Here is an 18,605-nt window from a genome sequence, read left to right as displayed (position 1 = left end):
TGCAAATTGTTAAGAGGGCAACTTTCTTAACCTCAATTCTCACTCAGCGTTTTATGCTGCAACAGCTGCATCGTCCGGCGGTTGAACCATGAAAGGGAACCGTCATAGTTCACACTGACAATGTATGTATCCGTCATCAGCGCTTTACGAGGAAGGGCGTAATCCCGCGGAAGCTGCCGAATCGTTCGCCGCCTTTTATCATAATAACTCAGCTGATTTTTCCCGAGGTTGGTCAGCACTGCGTATCCGTCATCGTAGAGTGAAGCGTGTAAGTTTTCATCCCCGTATGACAGTGCCGCGGTAAAACTGCTGCGGGCGGGATGTACCGTATCGATCTTCATGGTCATTAAATCGGTCTGAGCCGCCTTCTCTGTTTTTAACCGAAAACAGGAAAACGTATTTTTTACTTTATTATTTGCCTGTGCAGAAAACGCAATGTCTCCGTCCATATTAAGCGGAATGGTTTCCCCTGTCCTAATATCGATAAGAAGGAGCGGCTGGCGGATAATACCGCCGGTACTTTTAGTGATAAGCACATAGGTATCGTCAACCTGTACGGCATCTTGCAATCCGGCAGCTTGATACGTAAATAACTGCGCACCGCTTTTACCATCCAGTAAGACAAGCCCGCTAAATGCCCGCACCGCCGCGATAGTATCTTTATACACCGAAACCGAATTCAGCCGTTCCCGCGGGCGGTAGAGAATAGCAGGTATTTGACCTTCTTCTGCATAATATAGCGGCACATTTTTTTCCGCAGACCAAAATAAAAACCCGTTGCCGTATACCGTACACCGTTCTCCCGAAACGGATTGGATGACAGGCTCCGGCTTATCCGTCGGAGAAGCAGCGGCATAGAGCGTCGAACCGCTCAGCATATAGATTTTGGAATCCTTTGTGCATATATCGCTCACTTGAATTGAAGTGTCGATATTCAACTCCGTCAGCGAAATTGCCGCATCGCTATTTTGCTTTAACCGGTATAGTCTACCGTCATCGGTTCCGATGACAACCGTCGAGTCAACATGCCTGGCAGCTGTAATAGCGGCCGGATACGGAAGGCTAAAAGCAGGAGATTTCTTATTTCCCTGAGATAAATGCCATGTTTGCCGCGTATCGCCTTTTTCAATCCACACCGGTAAGCTATCCGTAATTTTCCCTGCAAACAACGCCGAACGCGCAGGATAGTTTTCCAGTACCTCACCTGAAGCAGCTTTCACAACTACGACATTCCCGTTTTTATAGCCGATAATCTGCGTGTAATTCTTAATAAGCTCAGGACTTTCCAACCGATCCTCTGTCTCGTATTGGGTAAGAATAGATTTTTTCGCAATATCGGCATACACAAGCCTGCCGGTCTCCCCATACGTTACAATGCTTTTTTCACTCGGCCCCGTTGCTGCAAGCAGCACAATTCCCGGCGGACGCGGATACACTTTTTTTACATTTCCGTTGATATCAAGAACCGTAATACCTTCCGTCGAGGCAGTTCCGATAAACAGATATGTCCCTTGCGCCGACCACGATAGGGAGAGGACTGAGCTGGCAAAACGTTTTGCATACAGCTGTTTTTTTGTTTGCCAATCCCACAGAGAAATTTTATGAATGCTGAAACCGTCTGTTTCATAGACGGCAACCATAGCTTTTTTAGGATGTGCAGCTATGCGCTTGACCGGCATAGCCGAAACCTGCCACGTTTCGGGCTTCATCGTTCCATACGGAAATCGAGTGATAAAACCGTCTTTTCCTGCAGCAAAAAAAGAACGCGTCACAGAAGAATCGGCAATAGCAGTTACGCCCCCCTCAAATCGATGAGCAATGCGTGCCCGTTCCAAACTGTTTTTTAAAGAAGGGTCTTGCCCCCGTACTCCGTTTTTTTGCGTATTAGGGATGTTTTCATCAGAATCGGATTCAGCCTCTGACTCAGGGTTATGAGAATCTTCCGTATCAGAAGTGTTTTTATCGGTAGGAGATGCAGTATCATCCGATTCTAAGGGATCAGGTTTCGATTGTTCATCGGGAGCAGTTTGTCCGATTTCAGAAATCGCAGATTCGGAGTCGCCTGGAGATGTCACGATATTGCCGGTTGTCTGAGCTGCTGCACTTGCAAGAAAACATATAAACAGGAACAAAAACGAAAATCGTTTAAATTGCCGTATCATGATCATCTCCTTCAGCATGAATATTCTTATAGGAAAGATAAGGACCGAGCCATAAGGCTTGAAATACCTCTTTGTGCTTTTTCGCTTTACGATCCGCTTCAATCGAACGGTAAAGATTCAGAGGAATACGCATTACTGCAACTTCTTTTTCCCGTAAGCCATGCACATGAAATTCAATAGTATCATCGTGGAGTTTTTCAAACAGGATTTGAATTTGCTTACCCTTAATATTCTTTCCGTTATCCAGCAAAAAAAATTTTACCGCTTCCACAATTTCCGGATCCAAGCCGGAATCAAGTACGGCAATCCGATCCGCAAGTTCAGGATAACCGATAACGGGCGTTTGTCCTTTCTTCAGAAATTCAGTCTTTAACTTTTTATTATTTTCCGCATCAATTCGAACCGCACCTGCACAAAAAGCAAGACATTCCATACGCTTCTTTTCGGGTACAAACAATAGCGTTATTTTTTTCGATTTCCACACAAATTCCGTTTCCAGCTCGATGTTGACTTTTGAATGGCAGGACGGACATATAAAAGACAAAAAAGAGCCTTTCTTTATATCTTCTTTGATTGCGGGACGGGCATCAAGATCAATTGTTTTTTCATATTCCACATCAAACGAACAGTCACACTTACAGGTAATTTTTTGCATAGTTTTTTCCTTATTTCATAATATATAAGATATCCGCCCAGAGCGCAAAGAAAAAAAGTACGGCGATAAAGGCGACTCCTACAAACTGTAGGTAATATAAAATGCGAGGAGGTATTTGCCGGCGGACGATACATTCGACAAAGGCAGTAAAGATCAATCCGCCGTCTAGAATGGGAATGGGCAAAAGGTTCATTAAAAAAAGAGACACGCATATTACCGCAACAATTTCAGCGATATTCACAAAGCCCGCCCGTACATTCTCACTAAAGCCGTCTGCTGCAAGACCGCCGATCATCGAACTGATTCGTACCGGTCCCGCAACCGCTTCGGTCATACTCACCCCTTTAAACAAAAGCCCGAGGCTTTTCAGCGTAACAGCCATCAGCCCTCCTGTTTGCACTATCCCTTGGCGCAAACTGGTAATAAAATCGGTTCCTTTCTCGGTTACGGTGATATAGGTCCAATTCAAACCGAGATCAACACTGCCGTTTTCCGTGCGGACAAGGTTTACCGGCAGCTCAATCCGCTCTCCGTTGCGGATAAGCTCAAAAAGCGCGGTCTTTTGCGTATAGTCGCGGAAAAAGTATATCAGCGCCATCTGATTATCGAGCGCCGTCCCGTCAATGCCAGTGATACGGTCGCCTGCTTTTACTCCTGCTAAATCGGCAGCGGAATCTTTCCGTACAGATGCAACTTCGAGCGGTACATAACGGTAAATACCGACCTGCCCCGCACCGGTCTTTTTATTCAAATCAGGGCGTATAGTCATACTGAGCTGCTTGCCGCCCCGTTCAATAAGCATCGTGAGCGATTCTTCGGGATGAAGCGCGATAATCTGCTGAATATCAGCGAAATTCGCTGTCTTTTGATCGTTAATTTGGAGGATACGATCGCCTATCTGTAAACTGGCTGTCCGCGCAGGCGATTGGTCGCTCGAATCGAGGCAGTATACCGGTACGATACGGTTATCGGTGGTGTAATATGTCCTTCCGAGTCCGCTTATCATGGCAAGTGCGGCGGCGGCAAGCAAAAGGTTGGCAAAGGGCCCCGCAAACGCTATCAGTATCCGCTTAAAAGGGTGCGCGGCAAAAAGGCTCCCCTCTTCCTTGGGAACACTGGGCAGTTTTTTTTCGTATGCCTCTCTAAACGCGTGTTCGCCCTTCATGCCGCAATAGCCGCCGAGGGGAATCGCCGACAGCCGGTAGTCGGTTGCACCGAACTTTTTATGCAGCAGTACCGGCCCCCAGCCGATGGAAAAGCTTTCTACCGACACTCCACAGAGCTTAGCAGCGATGAAGTGCCCCAGCTCATGGATAAATATGACAATGCCGAGTACCGGCAATCCGATCAAAAATTTTAACATATTGTTACAGTCCTTACATTAAGTGCTTGATGACGGCGTCTGCGCGGCGGCGGGCGGATTCGTCGATGCGCATAACCTCCGCTATATCCTTCGGCGCGGCGCTCCAATCTTCCTGCATCACCTGTGCGGTAATCTCCGCAAGCTGAACGAAACGCAGCTTGCCGTCCAGAAACGCGGCGACCGCCTGTTCATTGGCGGCATTGAATGCTATCGGATATCCTGCCTTTTTACGGGCGGCGGTAAACCCGAGCGATAGCATCGGAAAATCCTCCGTCCGTGGCGGTTCAAAGTGCAGGTCTACAGGCTTGGTAAAATCGAGTGGTGCAAGATAGGGCGGCGGCTCTTCAGGATAGCTCAGCGCAGCAAAAATAGGATTGCGCATATCGGGCGGAGAAAGCTGCGCATAGATTTCACCGCCGGTAAGCTGCACCATCGAATGTACAATACTCGACGGATGCACCGCAACGGTAATACGGTCGGCAGGAATATCAAAAAGATGCACCGCTTCGATTACTTCCAAAGCCTTATTGGCAAGCGAGGCAGAATCGATGGTAATCTTAGCGCCCATCGTCCATGTCGGATGCTTTAGCGCATCCTGTAATGTCGCCTCTTGAATACGCTCCTTCGTCCATGCCCTAAACGGACCGCCGGAAGCGGTAATAATCAAGCGTTCAATAGCCTCCCGCCCGTGTGCTTGTATTAAACTGTAAATGGCTGAATGTTCGGAATCTACCGGTATAATGAGTGAATGATACTTTTCGGCTTCTTGTTGCAAAAGATGCCCCGCCATCACAATACTTTCTTTATTCGCAAGAGCGAGTGTCCGGTGTGTCTTAACCGCAATGAGAGACGCCTGTAACCCTGCTGCGCCCGCGATGCCGTTCACCACAATATCGGCGTGAGTTTCGGTGAGAAACCGTTCAAGACTGCGATGCTTTGCATCATACCGAATACTAACGGTAGAATCCGTTACTGTAAAATCGTTGAAATGAAATTCGGCACGTAAGGCATCCAATACATCGGTCTTGGTGTGCACGGAAACACCGGCAAGTTCAAAACGGTCTGAAAACCGGCGTATAATATCGATAGTATTTTGTCCGATTGTTCCGCTCGCTCCGAGCACGATTATTTTTTTCATTATTTTGCCCTATATCATGAGGCATCTAAAAACAGATGGTTCATTTTCCGAGATGCCGAACTTTTAAAGATGCTTTTATACCCCAATAAAAAATCGATAGCAAAGATAGAATACCGGCGTAGCAAGTAAAATAGAATCAACACTGTCGAGGATTCCGCCACGTCCGAGTATGAGCGCTCCGGAATCTTTTACCTCAGCAGAACGCTTAAAAATAGATTCGATAAGATCCCCGATGATAGCTGCCAAACCGGTACAAAACCCCGTTAACAAAGAGCCGCTGAGACTCTTCCCAAAGTCAGCAGGGAACAGCTTAAAGGCAAGAAAGCCGACCGCAGTTGCAGCGGCAGCCCCGCCGATAAAACCTACGATGCTTTTATTCGGACTTGCCGGTACAAAGCCACGGTTTCCCTTCCCAAACAACATACCAAAGAGCCACGCAAGCGAATCACAGGAAAAAACCATCAGTAAAAACATTGCGATAATATTAGAAGCGTCCGGCCAGCGTGTCATAGCTGATAGAAACATGACCAAAATTCCGGGATAAAAAACAATAAATACGGCAGAACACACACGCTGAATACTTTTTTCAAACGGTTTTGAAAAAGAATAAAAAGTTTCAACAAAAAATATAAAATAAAGAGCGCCGATACCAACCAAAACCATCCCAACGCGGGATAAAAGCCCAAGTATAAAAAAATATGCAGCCGCGGGAATAAGCATACCGGCAAATAAAACAATCGGTATCGAGTATACGGCAATTTTTCGGGAAAACATAGTACGGATTTCTATGATCGAAAGCGCCGTAGCAATAAATATTTCGAGATGCAACACCAAAAAATGTTGATACGGCAAAAAATATACCGAACTGATTACAAGAGGCAAGCCGACGACAAACATTATTATCCGTTCAATAATCTTTTTCATACGATCCTTCCGAAGCGCCGTGTACGTTTACTGTAAGCGTCCAATGCTTCCATCAGATGGGCAGGCGTAAAATCCGGCCACAAAACATCCGTACCGTAAAATTCAGCATACGCGGTTTGCCATAATAAGAAATTACTTAAACGCTTTTCTCCACCGGTACGAATAACAAGATCTACAGGGGGAACACCGGCTGTGTCGAGCAACTGTTCAAAGGAATCTTCCGTAAGGGTTTCAAGCTCTCCGATGCTCAGTTTTTTTATTGCACGGATAATTTCATCTTTACCACCGTAGTTGATGGCAAGCTGCATCGTTGTTCCCGTGTAGTGTTCCGTTTTTTTCACTATATCGGTAATCTCTGTTTGAATTGCACGCGGCAGCGCCGCTGCATCACCGATATGTCTCACTTTAATATTATTTGCAGCATAAAAGGCGAGCTCCGCACGGAGATGTTGTTGAATGAGCCCCATCAAAAAACCGACTTCTTCCTCCGTGCGTTTCCAATTTTCCGTCGAAAACACATACAGAGTAATGTATGGTATATGCAAATCGGCAACAGCTTTGACAATCCGCTTTGCTGCTTCCAATCCTTCTCGATGTCCTTTTGTACGAGCTAACCCCCGCTGCTGAGCCCATCGCCCGTTGCCGTCCATAATGACGGCAATATGCTGCACTATCATTAACCTTCCATAATTTCTTTTTCTTTTTCTGCAAGGAGCTTATTAATATCGTTGATATGAGCATCCGTTGCTTTTTGGAATTTTTCTTCGGCTGCTTTTAAGGCATCCTCGCTCAACAAACCGTCCTTTTGCTGCTTCTTTGCCTCATCAATACCGTCACGCCGAATATTGCGAATCGCTACACGACATTGTTCGGCAAAGTTTTTCGCTTGTTTTGCAAGCTCTTTCCGGCGTTCTTCGGTAAGCGGCGGAATCGCAATGCGGATAAGTTTACCGTCATTGGCAGGGTTTAACGAAAGTTCCGATTTCAGGATAGCTTTTTCGATTTCTCCCAACAACGATTTATCCCACGGCTGAATAACAACCAAGCGCGCTTCGGGAATGGAGATACCCGCAACTTGATTGAGCGGTGTCGATTCCCCGTAGCAGTCCACCCGTATCTTGTCGAACAAAGAAGCAGAGGCGCGGCCTGTCCGAAGGGCGTTAAAATCGTCTTTTAACGCCACAATCGACTTCTTCATTTTTTCTTCATAGACACTATGAATATCGCTCATATCCGCCCTCTATTGGCCAAGCTGCCACAATACAAGCTTTGAAAGACTGATATTCGCACCGAGCTGCTTTCCGACTTCCTTCATTTTTGCCGTCACGGAAAGCTTATCATCCTTAACAAAGGCTTGTTCAAGGAAGCATATCTCGGCTAAATGCTTATTCAGCTTTCCTTTTACGATTCCTTCTTTTACATTGTCAGGCTTCTGTAATTCGGCAACCTGTCCGCGGAATACTTCGAGTTGCTCGTCGATATAAGCAGCATCGACATCTTCTTTCTTTACATAGAGCGGGGTAAATGCCGCTGCATGGAGGCAGCAGTCATACGCAAATTCCTGAAATACTTTGTCGGCAAATACGTCGGTCTTATCGGATTTTAACATGACGATAACGCCGGTCTTTTTGTCGGAGTGGACATAATGCGCAATGTATTCATCGCTGCCTGCTTGTACGGCAGTTAAGCGCCGTAAGCCCATATTTTCGCGTACACGAGTCGCAAGATCGAGCACCATATCGCTCAATTCTTTTTGAACATCGGTATAGCCTTTTGCAAGAGCAGTTTCTACAATTTTATCACCGACTGCGATAAAATCGGCATTTTTTGCGACAAAGTCGGTTTCGCAGGTTAATTCCGCCATTACCGCTTTAGAATCCGCGGTTTTAACAACGATGATACCTTCGCTGGTCGCGCGGCTTGCACGCTTTTCAACGGCGGCAAGGCCTTTTTCTTTTAAGTATTTTTCCGCTTCTTTTGCATCGCCGTTACATTCCTGCAGGGCTTTTTTACATTCCATCATACCGGCGCCGGTCTTTTCGCGCAGCGCCTTTACGTCAGATGCTTTTATTTCCATAACTGTTTTCTCCTTAAATCTTTATGCATAGTAAGATGCCGCCGAAAGTATGCACATCTTTCAGCGGCAGGTTATACATTTTTTTAGCGGTCGCCGTACAGTTCATCTTCATCAATTAAAGAACTGCTTCCGTCATCCGAATCTTCTTCATGATCGTTCTTTTCTGAAGGGGTATAGTTGGAATAATCGGTAATCTCTTCATCTTCACGATCTTGATACGGATCGATATTGGAATCACTGAATCCTTCCTCTCCGTCTTGCAGATTTTCGATAATCTTGAGACCGCTTTCGTTATCAGCTTCGATAACGGCATTGGCAATAATCTGAGTGAACAAAGAAATCGAACGGATAGCATCATCGTTACCCGGAATCGGATAGTCGATACCTTCGGGGTTACAGTTTGTGTCAACTACTGCGACAATCGGGATTCCCATGCGGCGGGCTTCGCTGATTGCGATAGTTTCTTTCCGTGTATCAATAATAAAGATAATGCCCGGGAGATCTTTCATCTCTTTGATACCGCCGAGGTTCTTTTCGAGCTTGGCTTTTTCCTTCTGCAGCACGGCGACTTCTTTTTTAGTCAGGCTGTCAAAGGTGCCGTCATTTTCCATTTTTTCAATTTTCTTAAGACGAGCGAGGCTTTTTTTGATGGTAGAAAAGTTTGTCAGCATTCCGCCGAGCCACCGGTTATTAACATAGAACATACCGCAGCGTTCAGCTTCTTTTGCAATGGTTTGCTGTACTTGTTTTTTAGTTCCAACGAATAAGACGGATTTTCCTGCTGCGGTTGTCTTCCGTACCGCGTCATACGCCTCACGGATTGCAGTGATGGTTTTCTGCAAATCAATAATGTGGATACCGTTCCGCTCCGCAAAAATGTATTTTTTCATTCGCGGATCCCAGCGCTTTACCTGATGTCCGAAATGAACACCGGATTCAAGCAGGTTTTTCATGGTTACTACTGCCATGGTTACTCCTTCACGAGCTTTTTAAGCCCATCCTTCTCTATTTCTCTAAAAATGCATTCAAGGCGTTTCTGAAAACGTAGTGAGATTTTAGAAATTTTCCTCTGCATTTTAGGATATTTGCACGGCTGCTCTTCTTAGGTAAAACTGTAGCCGTGTTCGGTCAAAATATCATATAATTCATAAATAGGCAAGCCTACAATTCCGCTGTATGAACCCTCTATTTTTGTAATAAAACAAGCTGCGGTTCCCTGTATGCGGTACCCCCCGGCAGCGCCCTGCCATTCCCCGGTACTCAGGTACCAATCGATTTCAGCCTCTGATAATGTCTTAAAAAATACGTGAGAACTACTGATTCGGGTTGAAATGTGCTGTAATTTTTCATCATAGCAACAAATCGCCGTTATAACCTTATGCGCCGTATTTGAATACGATTGCAGCATCTTACGGGCATCATCAATATCGGCAGGTTTACCCATGTGCGTACCATTAGAAAAGATAAGTGTATCGGCAGATATAATCCACGGTGTATTGATTTTTAGCGGCGAACGGAGCACTGCTTCAGCCTTCCGCAATGCGATCTGTTCTACTGCTTTTTCGGGAGGAAGATCGGAGGCGATGGATTCATCGGCCTCCGACGGGATACTGATAAACGGAATGTTTAAACGCTTAAGGATGTCCTGCCGCTGGGGTGACTTTGATGCAAGAATAATCGGTTCCATTCACAACAGTATACGAAAGGAAGAATAAAAAGACAAGCAGGACAAGAAATTCGAATTAAGCGCACAAACACAATGCAACAAAGATATTGCCCAAGGAGTCTCTACAGCTTAAAAGCAATTCCTAACCGTGCGGTAAAATTGTTTGCCAAAAGCCCGGATGTCATCTTTTTAATATCCTTAGCACCATTCTTGAAGTAAATACTAGCATTAGCATTTATCTACTCCTAAGGCATACATATTATAGCCGTCGTGAAAGAATTTATCTCCAGTGAATAGATTTTTCACCTTTGCATGGGCATCGGCGATAGTATTTTTATCATACTTTGTCCACACATTAAAATTCATAAATCCGACAGGACTCACTTGTGCCGAAAAACCGACCCCATCGGAAAACACGAGCGGCGCCATAAGTGTTAAACCGATCAACATACATAAAATCGTCTTTTTCATAACACAACCCTCCTTAGAGTTTTATGATTACTATAATGCGGTACTCTCTGACACCCCAATTCGTTTAGATCAGAGAGACACCCCATACCTACTTTAATTCGCGCTGAACGCGTTGCACAACATAATCGATAACACCCTCAAGCGGCATATTCATCGACTCTTTATCCGAACGGAACTTAAATTCAATATCAGGCAGTTTCTTATCGCTGATAACAAGCCGGATAGGCAAGCCGATAAGATCCATATCCTTGAACTTAACCCCCGGACGTTCTACACGGTCATCCAGCAATACCTCAATACCGCGAGCTGTGAGTTCATCGTGCAGCCGGTCAGCAACAGCCTTCATGGTTCCTTCATATTGTATCGGTACAATACCGACATGATACGGGGCAACACTCATCGGCCAGATAATTCCGTTATCATCGTGATGCTCTTCGATAATCGATGCCAGAGCACGGTCGATACCGATACCGTAGCACCCCATTAAAGGGTACTGCTGTTGACCGCTTTCGTCAAGGTAAGTCATATTCATACTTTCAGTGTATTTTGTACCGAGTTTGAAGATATGTCCAAGCTCATTGCCTTTTTTGCTGTAAAACGGTGTTTTGCACAAGGGGCAAAGATCGCCTGCCTTTACGACACGGACATCGCACACCATCGCGGGAGTAAAATCCCGTTTCGGTTCAACATGAACATAGTGCATATCTTTTTCCAACGCACCCGCAACGGCATCATGCATCAGCATGACACTTTCGTCAGCCAATACGGGAGCCTTGGTTAAGCCGACAGGACCGGCAAACCCGACTACGGTACCCGTAATATCTTCAACATCCGCATTAGAGGCAAGTTCAACTTCCGCGGCCTTGAGTACCGCCGTTAATTTTGCTTCGTTTACTTCCAAATCACCGCGGATACACACTGCAACAAACTCCGAGTCGATAACCTCGGAATCCTTTACACGATAGATTAAGGTTTTGATGAATGCTTTCGGCGAAGTGTGCAAGAACGCAACTAATTCTTCTATTGTGCGGGCATCGGGTGTCGGCAGCTTCGTACATTTTTCCGCTGTTTCGGGAAGTTCGGTGTAGGGATCGGGTGCACAGGCAGCCTTTTCTTCGTTTGCAGAATAGCGACATTGCGGGCAGAGGATGAGTGTGTCGTCCCCGATGGCAGATTCAATCATAAATTCCTCGGAGCCGCTGCCTCCCATAGAACCGGAGTCCGCCCGAACCCGTATAATACTTAAACCGAAACGGCGGAATATCTTTTCGTATGCTTCGCCGAATGCACGGTAGGTTTTATCAAGACAGTCAGCGTTTGTATGAAAGGAATACGCATCCTTCATCGTAAATTCACGGGCGCGCATTAACCCGTAGCGCGGACGAATTTCATCCCGGTATTTTGTATTAATATGATATACGGAAAGCGGATAATCCTTGTACGAACCGAGCTCGTACCGCATCAGGGCGGTAAACGATTCTTCGTTTGTCGGACTCACGACGAGATCTTGACCGAGGCGGTTCTTCATCTTTAGAAGCCCGTCTCCCATCGTGTACCAGCGCTTGGACTCTTGCCAAATCTCGCCCGGAGCAACAACCGAAGCTTTACACTCCAAACATCCGGTAGCGTCGATTTCCTCCCGTACGATGTTTTCAACCTTTCTGAACACGCGTAAACCGAGCGGCAGATAATTAAACAGCCCGTTCCCCAATCTACGGATCATTCCGGCGCGTAATAATAATTGATGACTGACAACGACTGCTTCCGCAGGTGTTTCCCGTAATGTGGGAATAAACGTTTGAGATCTTTTCACACTATGCCTCACTCAGGGTAATCTCATCAGACTCTTTTTACAACCCCGCAGAATAATATAGGCCGTTCAACCAGAGTTTCGCCGCTTCACGGCTCAAATGGTCGCCCAGCCTATATTATTCTGCGATTTTTATGTATATACCTGATGTGATTACCCTTCTTCTAAAATAAACTGTGCGAAATTTTAGAAAAATTTCGCACAATAAGGAATGCAACCGCTTGAAATATCTCCGATACGGTTGCCCTCATACCTCACTGCCTTAAACCAGAGTGGAAGCATATAGAATTTCTTTTTTTATGTAAAGTAGAGCATATAGAGGCTAACAGGGATTCCGCACGAATAAAAACATACGGAATCCCTGCAACACGAACAAACCGTCCGTGTTGGGAAATAACTACCGGCTACTCTTTCCAGACTAAGCGGAAGCCTCTGATAGGATCAGCTCCACTGGAACCTTTTGATTTTCGCTTGCCGGTCATGCAGTCGTATACAGCTTGTCCGGTACTTTCAGACCAGTTGCCGCCGCGTACTACCCGTTGTGTCTCATAGTCCGGAAAAGGACCGGTAGGATAGGCATTTGTACTTGCATTTATGGTTGTATATAAATCCCAGCACCATTCTGCAACATTGCCACTCATATTGTGCAGTCCCAATTTGTTGGCTGTTTTGTCTCCGACATTTGCTCTACCAGGTACGGAGGGACTTTGTGATGCAAATTCCGTGCCGTTCCACCATTTATTGAAAACTGCAACACGGGTGGTTTCTGCGCATAAGGTTTCATAACTTTCACCGGACGGCATTGCCATACCTTCAAAGCCAACAGGCTTTGTTGCACCGCTTGCCGAATTCAAATTGGTTAAATAAACAGTACCGTATTGTTCGGCATTGGTGCTGTCGTTACCCTGCCAGCGGGCAGCGTACTCCCACTCGGCTTCCGTCGGCAAACGGAATCCTTTTTTAGAAAAATCGCAATATGCTTTATCACCATGGAAAGCCTGTTTTATGACCTTCCCCGATGGCGATCCGTCGCGGTATACGCACTGTTCCGTGTTTCCGAATTTCATCTCGGTATATGCATTACACCACGCTATGCAGTCAGTCCAGCTTATGTTTGCCATCGGCTGATTAGCTTGGGTAGGAGTATCGTCGTTTTTAGGGTCAAATTCAAACAAATAACCGTTCCTTTGAGCCCATTCGCACACTTCATTCCATATTTGCACACTAACTTCGTATTTACCTATAGTATAGGCATTTAAATTGACTGTGCGTCCATTGATAAATACGCCTTTCCATGAAGCGTCGGCGGTTGGCAAGGTATGCGAAACGACATGTCCGGTAATACCGCCTGTAGGAGGCGTTACCTTTACACCGTCGGGAACGGGAACTTGTTGTGTTATCGCATATATATCGGTGTCTTCTTCAAAATCATCAATGTCAAACAGCTCTTTTCCGGTTGTGCTGCCTTTTTTCCATGTGGCAAACACATAGCCTGGGGTACAGGTTATCTTAGTTTTTGCTTCGTCTTTTATTTCTCTCCATTCTACGCCATATGGCTTTGTGATTGTAGGAGACGCACCGAGCTGCACATGACCATCTCCTTTTATCGTGATGGTAACATCTGTCGGCCTTGTTTCGACGTATATCGTTGTTTTTCCTCTAAATTGAAAGTTATCGTAAAATTCGATACCGGTTTTACTGCCTTTTTTCCATGCAAGTATGACAAAACCGGGTTTTTGACTAACTTTATCCATAACTCTGGTTTTTATTTCGCTCCATTTTGTGCCCTTAGGTACATACATTTCGGCAGGAGAAGTGATATCGACATGCTCTCCTTTAATGGTAAGCTGTATATCTACCGGTTTTGTTTCTATAAAGACGGTAGTATTGGCATTAAACGAAGTTATATAGCTGTCATCCAAAACCTGCCCTGAAGCATTGCTAAGACGCCAGTTTTTAAGCTCATAATGAGACTTATATTTTTGTATTCTCGTTTTTGCAAGCGCTTCGATTTCATCCCAGCGCTTGCCCGGAGCCACTTCAAATGTAGGAGCAGCTTTTAATATAACCCCTGCGTCTCCCGCAACCGTTATCGTAATCTTAGACGGCAGCGGCGTTGTGATCTGTTTTGTTACAACAAAAACGGTTGTATTTGCATTAAAAACATAGTCCGCAATTAAATCATGACCGGCAGCATTGGTAAGTTTCCATTTATCGAGTCCGTAATGTTCGTTGTAGTGATCGATTTTATCTTCCGCCAATGCTTGTAATTGGTGCCACGTTTTGCCTTTATCTGCCGTAAATGTTTTTTCCGCTTTAAGCGTAACGTGTTCATCTCCCGCAACAGTTATCGTTATTTGTGTAGGTGTCGAACTGCCGCCGCTTCCGCCCTCCTCCTGTGGGGAAGACGGGGGTAACGGCTGCGGCTCCTTGGAGGGAGTATTAGGACCTTTACATCCTGCAAAAAATGCAGCAAGCGTTATCACCGCTGCTATAGTCAATAGTATCTTTTTCATAAGCTCTCCTCGTATAATCGACCTGTTCGATAACTGCGCTTCCAAACAGGTTCAATGGATAAGTTTGCGCCTGTGCGGACAAACGGGTGAATCTTATCTATATGCCTGCCCCGGGTTAGTTACTATTGTCAAAAAATCAGTGAAACCCTTTAACTGTACCGTTATTTTAAGATCCGTTTCATTCTGTTTTTTGTCCAAAACTATATTTTCTATAAAAATTAATTTCCCATTTTTAGTACGAGAAGCCCCAAAATGCCCGCATCCCAATTGTGAAGCCAGATTATCCGTTCCATTTACGCACAACTGAAACGGCTTACCTGAACCGCCGGGCAGAGGATTGATAATGGGATTGGGAGTAACAGTTCCATTACTATTATTTACACTCAGTAAACGGTAGTTTGTAAAAGTTTTATCTTTCCAAGCTTGTATATCCATAGCTGAAGGATTTGGGTTAGAAACAACTGCGAAAAAAAGAACTTGTTTATTCAATTCATCCGCATTGGTTATCTTTGCAAACCCCGATTTTGCTATAAGTTTAATAGCCGTAATACCGCTTTTATCTGCAATTTGTTGCTCTGTCGCAATACAAAGATGTATCTTCACCGTACCTGCGTGGTCATCGGCATCGATTCCGCCGTTTTTAGGCTGAGCGATACCGTATGTAATTTTATCGATTTTAAGGTGTTCACCCGTATCTTTAGTCTGATACAGATCGGCATATTTTTTAACTGCTGCTTTAAATTCCTCTGTAAAAAGATTGTCTGGCATACTGTCGGATTTTTTTGCAAAAGCATAAAAGGATGATGCAAATTCCTCCGGATCGGCTTTTACGGCAATATCGGCGGTTTTATCCAAAATATACTTGAATACATCCTTTGCTTCAAAATAGTCTTTTTTCAGCGACGAATTTAAATGGGTAAACGAAAATGCCGTATTCTTGACAAGTGTTTCTGTCCCACCCTCGGTGAGTTTTCGGAACATAACACTCGGCTGAACCACTATCTTCGTATCCGGCGTGCCTTTTTTCGCCTTTGCAGTCAGCGTATAGCTGTCGTGTTCACCAAGTCCTATGGTCGTTACGGAATCACTCAGCATAAACGACAACTTTTTTACGAGCTTTTTTCCGCTCGGGTCTTTATTTACTTCTTCAATATATTTTGCAAGCGAATAATTGTGTTCTATAGCGTCGTCCAAATTAAGCTCACAATCGGCAATCGATTGTATCGTTTTCCCTGCAAGCGGATGCGTAAATCCGGTTACGGAAATCTTTTGGGAAAAGTTTTTACCGTCTTTCGTCCCCTTTACTTTTACGGTAAATGTTCCTGCTTCATCGTCATACGCAATCATTTTTCTTTCGGTAAACGTAATACCGCTTGCCGGAGTGCCGTTTGCAATCTTTTTGGCGGCTGCCGAAGCGGTGATATGTCCCTTTGAGAGAGAGAACACCGTAAGCACGTCCGATTCCGTCAATGTAATCAAATTTTGCGGAGGAGTAGATGGGACACCGGGTGTTTCCGATGACCCCTTATGATCTAACGGCGAATTACAGCTTGTCATTCCGATAGCTATCACTGCTGTTATGCAGAGTATTAGTTTCTTCATTATTTATACCTCATCAAAAAAAATATTTCCCGGTCTTTAAAACCCGGTTCTTTCGTTTTACCCTATAGGAATTGCTAAAAGGCAAACGCTGCCCTTAGCCGGTTTCCCGTCAATGCCTCAATAATTGTATAACTTTTGATAATAAAAACGTATTTGTAATAGAAATGTCGAATGACTTTATAGCAATTTAAGCCACCGGCTGCTGAAAAAGACCGTTACACGGATATCTTTTTAACTTACACGGCGACTATATAGAATTTCTGTGAATGAATCAAGCAGACTAAAGCATATTTTTTTAGATTTTCGGAATAATACCGATTTTTAGTTCTGCGGCAGAATCATATCTTCGGAAGTACCGCCTTCAATATGCAAGAAAACCCTGTTAGGCATACAGGCATTCCAATCCCCTGCTTTTTTGAGTGCTGCAGCATTCACACAGGTTTTATTGGGACACGGCGAATCGGAAATAAAAGCGGTATTATGTTCTATCCGGATGGTAGTAGTGCCGATTGCGCCGGATACAACTACCGTGCGCGGTTCGGTAAGCGGGTATATCCATTTACCGCTTGGCGTTTCAATCACCAGCCGCTGTACGTGATTCTCTCCGGTATAGAGGAAAAAGCCCGCCCATAAAGAAACAGTGATAACGGAGGCAAAGATCAGATAATCAAGGACACGCAAGCGGCGGAAAATAGAAATCATACGCTGTACTCTTTTTTTGTTTTCCGGGTTAAAAGCGCCCGTTGTATCTTACCGTTAATACCTTCCGCAAAAAAGGCTTGCAGTAAATGTTTGTTATCCATTGTTTTATGATATCCGAACTCAATCTGTTTTTTAGGATCCGAAAAATCACGGGATGACCGGACACTTGTCAAATTGATAAACGCAGTAGGGTATTCATTCGGCTGCAGTGCAATATGAGCGGTAGTACAGGCAAGCGTCCTCATCAGTACCGCGACCGAACTATCTAATTCGGAAGTAGTAACCGGTTCAAAAGCACCGAAAGTCAGTGCAAGGATATTTTTATATCCCTGTTCGCGGGCAATCCAAACAGGAGTATTATCTATCACGCACGCATCTATCAGCATTTCATTCTGCCGCTTAACGGGTGTAAAAAGACCGGGATACGAAGCACTCGCCCTCATTGCATCCGCTAACCGTCCTGAATTGAGTACAACCTCTTTTCCGCTGCAAAGGTCGAAGGCATTGCACAAAAAGGGAATGGTACAGTCATTAAACGATTTACCGCCGGAGAGTTCCATAAAGAATTTATGGGCTTTTTCTCCCGAATCGGCTCCCGTGCCGGAAAGCATACGGGTAATCAACGTACCGTAGTGAATAATCTGGTTAAGTGCGTGTTTTAAAAGCGGAATATGCACGCCGCTGCCGCCGACATACCGGTTAATATCGAAAGATTCTTCAAAAACGGCTTCCATTTCCCGTACCGATTTTCCGCTTGCATATAAGCCGCCGATAATAGATCCCATTGAACAGCCGACAATACAATCAGGCTTAGGAAGATTCAATTCTTCAAGTGCTTTAAAAAAGCCGATATACGCAAGCCCTGCGGCTCCGCCTCCCGATAACACAAGTGCCCATTTCATAGTAACTGGTAGTATACAAAAAAATGCAGTATACGCCTATAGTGCATTTACCCTACACTCTATAATAGCCTGCTTGAAGAAAGTTATAAATTATAGTATCTTTGAAATACGTTCGGCGTTATCAATTTTAGCGGAGGATAGATATGGCGATTACTGACGCGCAGTTTCAATTGGTTACCTTTCAGCTCGGTGAAGAGCTTTACGGTGTCGATATAATGGATGTAAAAGAGATAGTAAAGGTTCAAGAAGTCCGGCAGATTCCGAATGCACCATATTACGTCGAAGGTTTTTTCCATTTGAGAAATGAAATTATACCGATTATCAGTTTGCACAAACGATTCCACCTTAAAAAGGCGGATTTGGACGGAGACGATGAATATTTGGGAGGATTTATCATCCTTAAAATCGGAAAATATAAGATCGGTATTGTCATTGACCGCATCGCACGTGTTGTTATGGTACGGCAAGAAGATGTTCAGCCGCCGCCGCAGATGATTACCGGTATCGGTACCGAATATATTAACGGAGTTATCCGCCAAGACTCTGGATATCTCATCCTATTGGATATCCGCAGACTGTTTAATCCGAAAGAATTACAAAAACTTACCACATTCTAA

17 protein-coding genes are annotated in these 18,605 nt (G+C 44.8%); 1 reads left to right on the top strand and 16 read right to left on the bottom strand.

Going from position 1 to position 18,605, the window contains the following annotated elements; translation table 11 throughout:
* Positions 1 to 32: 32 nt before the first annotated feature.
* From E4N66_RS06425 to E4N66_RS06350, 16 genes are all read right to left on the bottom strand, one after another.
* Positions 33 to 2,162: a WD40 repeat domain-containing protein gene (locus tag E4N66_RS06425; protein WP_253729403.1), complete on the bottom strand. Its 2,130-nt coding sequence runs from the start codon at positions 2,160 to 2,162 to the stop codon at positions 33 to 35.
* On the bottom strand, positions 2,146 to 2,817 hold the full coding sequence (locus E4N66_RS06420; protein WP_044016280.1) for a CpXC domain-containing protein: 672 nt from the start codon (positions 2,815 to 2,817) through the stop codon (positions 2,146 to 2,148). The genes E4N66_RS06425 and E4N66_RS06420 overlap by 17 nt, the downstream gene beginning before the upstream one ends.
* A 10-nt stretch (positions 2,818 to 2,827) precedes the next feature.
* On the bottom strand, positions 2,828 to 4,180 hold the full coding sequence (gene rseP / locus E4N66_RS06415) for an RIP metalloprotease RseP (protein ID WP_253729402.1): 1,353 nt from the start codon (positions 4,178 to 4,180) through the stop codon (positions 2,828 to 2,830).
* A 13-nt stretch (positions 4,181 to 4,193) separates the two neighbouring features.
* Positions 4,194 to 5,318 (bottom strand): 1-deoxy-D-xylulose-5-phosphate reductoisomerase, encoded by a 1,125-nt coding sequence (gene dxr, locus E4N66_RS06410; RefSeq protein WP_253729401.1) that lies wholly within the window; start codon positions 5,316 to 5,318, stop codon positions 4,194 to 4,196.
* Between the two features lie 75 nt (positions 5,319 to 5,393).
* Positions 5,394 to 6,242, bottom strand: a complete 849-nt coding sequence (locus E4N66_RS06405) for a phosphatidate cytidylyltransferase (protein WP_253674744.1) — start codon at positions 6,240 to 6,242, stop codon at positions 5,394 to 5,396.
* The gene (gene uppS, locus E4N66_RS06400) at positions 6,239 to 6,919 is read right to left on the bottom strand and encodes a polyprenyl diphosphate synthase (RefSeq protein WP_044016272.1); all 681 of its coding nucleotides are present in this window, start codon (positions 6,917 to 6,919) and stop codon (positions 6,239 to 6,241) included. The genes E4N66_RS06405 and uppS overlap by 4 nt, the downstream gene beginning before the upstream one ends.
* Positions 6,919 to 7,473: a ribosome recycling factor gene (frr, locus tag E4N66_RS06395; protein WP_253729400.1), complete on the bottom strand. Its 555-nt coding sequence runs from the start codon at positions 7,471 to 7,473 to the stop codon at positions 6,919 to 6,921. The genes uppS and frr overlap by 1 nt, the downstream gene beginning before the upstream one ends.
* Positions 7,474 to 7,482: 9 nt before the next feature.
* Complete coding sequence (gene tsf, locus E4N66_RS06390; RefSeq protein WP_253729399.1) at positions 7,483 to 8,319, bottom strand: translation elongation factor Ts; 837 nt, start codon at positions 8,317 to 8,319, stop codon at positions 7,483 to 7,485.
* 83 nt (positions 8,320 to 8,402) lie between these two features.
* Positions 8,403 to 9,287: a 30S ribosomal protein S2 gene (rpsB, locus tag E4N66_RS06385; RefSeq protein WP_044016267.1), complete on the bottom strand. Its 885-nt coding sequence runs from the start codon at positions 9,285 to 9,287 to the stop codon at positions 8,403 to 8,405.
* 134 nt (positions 9,288 to 9,421) lie between these two features.
* A complete protein-coding gene (locus E4N66_RS06380) occupies positions 9,422 to 10,006 on the bottom strand; it encodes a Maf family protein (RefSeq protein WP_044016265.1) in 585 nt (194 codons plus the stop codon).
* 207 nt (positions 10,007 to 10,213) lie between these two features.
* Complete coding sequence (locus E4N66_RS06375; protein WP_253729398.1) at positions 10,214 to 10,456, bottom strand: hypothetical protein; 243 nt, start codon at positions 10,454 to 10,456, stop codon at positions 10,214 to 10,216.
* An 88-nt stretch (positions 10,457 to 10,544) separates the two neighbouring features.
* Positions 10,545 to 12,269, bottom strand: a complete 1,725-nt coding sequence (locus tag E4N66_RS06370) for a proline--tRNA ligase (RefSeq protein ID WP_253729397.1) — start codon at positions 12,267 to 12,269, stop codon at positions 10,545 to 10,547.
* 401 nt (positions 12,270 to 12,670) lie between these two features.
* On the bottom strand, positions 12,671 to 14,782 hold the full coding sequence (locus tag E4N66_RS06365; protein WP_253729396.1) for a formylglycine-generating enzyme family protein: 2,112 nt from the start codon (positions 14,780 to 14,782) through the stop codon (positions 12,671 to 12,673).
* 93 nt (positions 14,783 to 14,875) lie between these two features.
* Positions 14,876 to 16,384 (bottom strand): lipoprotein 17-related variable surface protein, encoded by a 1,509-nt coding sequence (locus E4N66_RS06360; protein ID WP_253729395.1) that lies wholly within the window; start codon positions 16,382 to 16,384, stop codon positions 14,876 to 14,878.
* Positions 16,385 to 16,705: 321 nt separating this feature from the next.
* Positions 16,706 to 17,086 carry a NusG domain II-containing protein gene (locus E4N66_RS06355; RefSeq protein WP_253729394.1) on the bottom strand — a complete coding sequence of 127 codons (381 nt, stop codon included), beginning with the start codon at positions 17,084 to 17,086 and terminating at the stop codon, positions 16,706 to 16,708.
* Positions 17,083 to 17,988 (bottom strand): patatin-like phospholipase family protein, encoded by a 906-nt coding sequence (locus E4N66_RS06350; protein ID WP_253674783.1) that lies wholly within the window; start codon positions 17,986 to 17,988, stop codon positions 17,083 to 17,085. Before E4N66_RS06350 ends, E4N66_RS06355 begins: the two co-directional genes overlap by 4 nt.
* A gap of 143 nt (positions 17,989 to 18,131) precedes the next feature.
* Here E4N66_RS06350 and E4N66_RS06345 point away from each other — a divergent pair, with 143 nt between their 5' ends.
* The gene (locus E4N66_RS06345; RefSeq protein ID WP_044016249.1) at positions 18,132 to 18,605 is read left to right on the top strand and encodes a chemotaxis protein CheW; all 474 of its coding nucleotides are present in this window, start codon (positions 18,132 to 18,134) and stop codon (positions 18,603 to 18,605) included.

Origin of the sequence: Treponema sp. OMZ 857 (assembly GCF_024181085.1) — a bacterium.
Taxonomy (GTDB): domain Bacteria; phylum Spirochaetota; class Spirochaetia; order Treponematales; family Treponemataceae; genus Treponema.
The sequence above is the reverse complement of the archived record's forward strand: the minus strand, read 5'-3'. Positions and strand labels throughout refer to the sequence as shown.

Bases quoted from the DNA above. Each gene is read 5' to 3' on its own strand.
- E4N66_RS06355 (WP_253729394.1), bottom strand. From the start codon at position 17,086: ATGATTTCTATTTTCCGCCGCTTGCGTGTCCTTGATTATCTGATCTTT.
- E4N66_RS06380 (WP_044016265.1), bottom strand. From the start codon at position 10,006: ATGGAACCGATTATTCTTGCATCAAAGTCACCCCAGCGGCAGGACATC.
- tsf (WP_253729399.1), bottom strand. From the start codon at position 8,319: ATGGAAATAAAAGCATCTGACGTAAAGGCGCTGCGCGAAAAGACCGGC.
- E4N66_RS06425 (WP_253729403.1), bottom strand. From the start codon at position 2,162: ATGATACGGCAATTTAAACGATTTTCGTTTTTGTTCCTGTTTATATGT.
- rseP (WP_253729402.1), bottom strand. From the start codon at position 4,180: ATGTTAAAATTTTTGATCGGATTGCCGGTACTCGGCATTGTCATATTT.
- frr (WP_253729400.1), bottom strand. From the start codon at position 7,473: ATGAGCGATATTCATAGTGTCTATGAAGAAAAAATGAAGAAGTCGATT.
- E4N66_RS06405 (WP_253674744.1), bottom strand. From the start codon at position 6,242: ATGAAAAAGATTATTGAACGGATAATAATGTTTGTCGTCGGCTTGCCT.
- E4N66_RS06350 (WP_253674783.1), bottom strand. From the start codon at position 17,988: ATGAAATGGGCACTTGTGTTATCGGGAGGCGGAGCCGCAGGGCTTGCG.
- rpsB (WP_044016267.1), bottom strand. From the start codon at position 9,287: ATGGCAGTAGTAACCATGAAAAACCTGCTTGAATCCGGTGTTCATTTC.
- uppS (WP_044016272.1), bottom strand. From the start codon at position 6,919: ATGATAGTGCAGCATATTGCCGTCATTATGGACGGCAACGGGCGATGG.
- E4N66_RS06345 (WP_044016249.1), top strand. From the start codon at position 18,132: ATGGCGATTACTGACGCGCAGTTTCAATTGGTTACCTTTCAGCTCGGT.
- dxr (WP_253729401.1), bottom strand. From the start codon at position 5,318: ATGAAAAAAATAATCGTGCTCGGAGCGAGCGGAACAATCGGACAAAAT.
- E4N66_RS06360 (WP_253729395.1), bottom strand. From the start codon at position 16,384: ATGAAGAAACTAATACTCTGCATAACAGCAGTGATAGCTATCGGAATG.
- E4N66_RS06420 (WP_044016280.1), bottom strand. From the start codon at position 2,817: ATGCAAAAAATTACCTGTAAGTGTGACTGTTCGTTTGATGTGGAATAT.
- E4N66_RS06365 (WP_253729396.1), bottom strand. From the start codon at position 14,782: ATGAAAAAGATACTATTGACTATAGCAGCGGTGATAACGCTTGCTGCA.
- E4N66_RS06375 (WP_253729398.1), bottom strand. From the start codon at position 10,456: ATGAAAAAGACGATTTTATGTATGTTGATCGGTTTAACACTTATGGCG.